Source organism: Allotamlana fucoidanivorans, from assembly GCF_006265225.1.
Classification (GTDB): domain Bacteria; phylum Bacteroidota; class Bacteroidia; order Flavobacteriales; family Flavobacteriaceae; genus Allotamlana; species Allotamlana fucoidanivorans.
In genome coordinates this window covers 1-3,362 of sequence record NZ_VDCS01000035.1, presented here as the reverse complement: position 1 = coordinate 3,362, position 3,362 = coordinate 1, and the positions used below count along the sequence as shown (strand labels likewise).

Below are 3,362 nucleotides of genomic sequence, written 5' to 3'. Positions count from 1 at the left end.
CACCGTGTAAAAATAATTGCTTGATTCTAGCCTACTCGGAAAATCCTACGGATTTTCCTCTGGTTCGTTTCATTTTTAGTAAGTTAGTTGCTTGCACACGCAACTATCCTTACACCAACACGTTGTAGTGCATTCGGAGAAACCCCATGAAACTTTATAAATGGAAGTAGAAAAAGACTTAATAAAACGTGAAATTCAAAAACTGACTTTACTACTAAATAGTCTGATTGAGAAAATCAGCGGACTAAACTCTAATAGCTCTAAAAGTGGAATTGAAGAAGTAAATGAAACTTTAAAAAGTCAATTTGACCTATCACTGGACAGAATATCTGAAATTGAAACTTCTGAATTGATTAATAGAATAGCTGAATTTCACGAATCTCATACTGAAAAAATAGCGGAATTAATCTATGAGGTAGTAATGCAAATAGAATCAACCGATTTTGGACAGCACTGTGAAAAAAGTAAACTAGCAAAAAAAGGTATAATAATAATTGATTTTTTAAATGAACAGTCAAACACATTCTCAATGAAAAGAATGAATATAAAAAACGCACTACAACAACGGCTATAATTCATTGCTTCGGAATTTTCTACCGAAAATTCCTTCGTTTTTGCTAAGTTTGTTTTACGGCGGAAAATCCTAGCGGATTTTCACGCAACAAACCATAGCCCAACCGTTACCACACATATGAGAAAAACATTGCTAATAACAACATTACTTCTATCATTCAATGGATTTTGTCAATCTACCCAAGATTGTGAAACAATTTTAAAGAAAGAAATAAATCTGATTCCAAACGACACGGATAATTTGAAAAGATTTGTAGAAGACTTCTCACTACTTCAAAATTGTGGACTTGACGATGGAGATATCGAAGTTTTTTCAAGTGGTCCAGTTTTAGGAACAATTTTAGTCGAATTAGCCTCAAATAAGGAAAGTGATGCCAAACTAACATTTCAAAAACTATATGATAAAGTATTGGAATTTAAAGAATCAGAAGCTTATGAATTAACCAAAACGACAATATTGGTTTCAAATGAACTGGCAAAAAGACCTGCGAATATTGACAATTGGCAACAAGACAAAATTTTATTAGAAAAATTGCAAGTCCCATCTGACTTTATTGATAAGTTTTATAATTATTTAAAAGAACATTCAAACCCTGAAAAAACATATAAGCAAGTATTCGCAGATTTTCAAGAAACTCAAAAACCAAAACAAACGGAAACTAAACCAAAAGCAAAAGAATACAATGGAATTTTTAAAAATGCTGGAAATGTTGACTATAAAGACCTTTTAATTAAGTCCAATGAATTAGAAAAACCATTACTTCTTTATTTTACAGGTTATGCTTGTGTAAACGCCAGAAAAATAGAACACTATGTCCTTTCTGACAGCAAAATCACGGAGAAACTAAAAAATGAATTCCATTTTGTGAACCTTTACGTTGATGATAGAACGAGTTTACCAAAAAACGAAAGTATTGAATCTAAATCGAATGAAAAGTTGTTTAAATATGTTGGACAAAAACATTCGGAATTGCAAAAAACAAAATTCAAAAGTAATTATCAACCATATTTTGTAATAATTGACAAAAACGGAAACATTATAAAGGAACAAGGATATACAACAGATATTAAAACATTTGATGAATTCTTAACTATAAATGAATAAAATACGTGTGGTAACACCGTATATAATTTATTGCTAGTTCAAGCCTACTTACGAAAATCCTTTCGGATTTTCAGTTTGGTGTGTACTTGCAAAGTTAAGTGCTAAACCACGCAACAAAACATATACAAAACCGTTGTAGCTAATAATGACAAAACTATGAAGAAAATAATTTTACTGATAACTTTACTTTCCATTTCAAATTTCTATGCTCAAGAAAAGAAATTATGGGCAAAATCCTTTATTAACAAAAAAGCACCTGAAATTGTCGTTGAAAAGTGGTTAACTGAAAAGCCTGAAACTAATGGAAAATTTGTTTTAATTGATTTTTGGGCTACTTGGTGTGGACCTTGTAAAAAAGCAATTCCGGAATTGAATGAATTTCATCATAAATTCAAGGATAAATTAGTTGTTATTGGTATTAGTGATGAGCCTAAGGGAAAAGTAAAAAAAATGAAAAATCCCAAAATGGAATATTATAGCGCAATTGACACTAAAGAAAGATTGGAAAGAATTTATGAAGTTAAAGGAATTCCTCATTGCGTAATCATTGACCCGAATGGAATTGTCGTTTGGGAAGGTTGGCCACAACAGAAAGGATTTGAATTAACTGAAAAAATAATTAGTGGCTTGATTAAAAATTACTAGCTACAACAATGTATAACCGCAATTACGGCGGATTCGACTACGTCCGAATCCACTCGGAATTGCTAACAACAGTGCTAAACCGAAAATTAACGTATATTAACCCGTAACTGACGGTTATACGAGACCGTTGGCAAACATTTGACCAAACCAACAAACCGAATGAATAAACCTAAAATTTTGAACACAATTAAGATTATCGGAAAATCAATTTTTACGCTTCTGACTTGTGTTTTAATATTTGCCTATTCAATCGCATTAATCGAAAAAATACAACGTCCGACTTTTAAAAACTTACCGACAAATGAATTTATCATTATCGGAATAATTTTGTTGATTTTGATTTTTATAAACCTAAAATGGGTTTTCGGAATTATTAAAACTACCCCAAATGAAAAGTAAAATAAAAATCATATTTCTGACTTTAACAATCGGACTGATTTTTATTGTTGGTTTTTTAGGTTATGGAATGTATTTAATGGAAATCGAAGACCAATATGGAGATTATCAAAATTTACACTTTGAATCGAAAACTGGAGATTTAATAATAAACAAATCAACATCGGAATTTGGAATTATTGAGAAAACTTGGAAAAGAACAAACATTAGAACATTAGAGAAAGATTCTACCGATTTATATTTTTGGATTTATAGAAACGGAGTTGAAACCAAATCTGAAATTTATCGACCAAAAAATGGAAAAATAAAACTGAATGGAATTAAATACTCGGAATTATTAAAAAAAATTGACAACTCGGAATTGAAATTAATAACAAAAAATTAAAAAACTGGTTACAACACCTCATAAAATTTATGCTTACATTTAAACTAAATAACGAACCGACAAACATTCAACAAACAATTTGCTACGTCCGAAAAATCTCCGATTTTCCAGTCGCACAAATCTTATAAAAGCCCGTTGGCATTAATTATGAACCAATCACAGCCTAAAAATCTGATTTACGGAAAATTATTTTTGATTTCTGTCATTTTATTGTTGCTAAATGACTTTTTTTTTAAATATTATTTTCATAATTATCTG

The 3,362-nt window shown here is 30.2% G+C and carries 5 protein-coding genes; all 5 read left to right on the top strand.

Features of this window, described 5'->3' with window-relative positions; translation table 11 throughout:
• The first annotated feature begins 160 nt into the window (after positions 1 to 160).
• The 5 genes from FGF67_RS16695 (at position 161) to FGF67_RS16675 (ending at position 3,104) form a co-directional block, all read left to right on the top strand.
• A complete protein-coding gene (locus tag FGF67_RS16695) occupies positions 161 to 574 on the top strand; it encodes a hypothetical protein (protein ID WP_139698895.1) in 414 nt (137 codons plus the stop codon).
• A 117-nt stretch (positions 575 to 691) separates the two neighbouring features.
• Positions 692 to 1,678 (top strand): thioredoxin family protein, encoded by a 987-nt coding sequence (locus tag FGF67_RS16690; RefSeq protein WP_139698894.1) that lies wholly within the window; start codon positions 692 to 694, stop codon positions 1,676 to 1,678.
• Positions 1,679 to 1,834: 156 nt separating this feature from the next.
• On the top strand, positions 1,835 to 2,323 hold the full coding sequence (locus tag FGF67_RS16685; protein WP_139698893.1) for a TlpA family protein disulfide reductase: 489 nt from the start codon (positions 1,835 to 1,837) through the stop codon (positions 2,321 to 2,323).
• Positions 2,324 to 2,482: 159 nt separating this feature from the next.
• Complete coding sequence (locus tag FGF67_RS16680) at positions 2,483 to 2,722, top strand: hypothetical protein (RefSeq protein ID WP_139698892.1); 240 nt, start codon at positions 2,483 to 2,485, stop codon at positions 2,720 to 2,722.
• Positions 2,712 to 3,104, top strand: a complete 393-nt coding sequence (locus FGF67_RS16675) for a hypothetical protein (protein WP_139698891.1) — start codon at positions 2,712 to 2,714, stop codon at positions 3,102 to 3,104. The genes FGF67_RS16680 and FGF67_RS16675 overlap by 11 nt, the downstream gene beginning before the upstream one ends.
• Positions 3,105 to 3,362: the final 258 nt, after the last annotated feature.

Bases quoted from the DNA above. Each gene is read 5' to 3' on its own strand.
- FGF67_RS16695 (WP_139698895.1), top strand. From the start codon at position 161: ATGGAAGTAGAAAAAGACTTAATAAAACGTGAAATTCAAAAACTGACT.
- FGF67_RS16685 (WP_139698893.1), top strand. From the start codon at position 1,835: ATGAAGAAAATAATTTTACTGATAACTTTACTTTCCATTTCAAATTTC.
- FGF67_RS16690 (WP_139698894.1), top strand. From the start codon at position 692: ATGAGAAAAACATTGCTAATAACAACATTACTTCTATCATTCAATGGA.
- FGF67_RS16675 (WP_139698891.1), top strand. From the start codon at position 2,712: ATGAAAAGTAAAATAAAAATCATATTTCTGACTTTAACAATCGGACTG.
- FGF67_RS16680 (WP_139698892.1), top strand. From the start codon at position 2,483: ATGAATAAACCTAAAATTTTGAACACAATTAAGATTATCGGAAAATCA.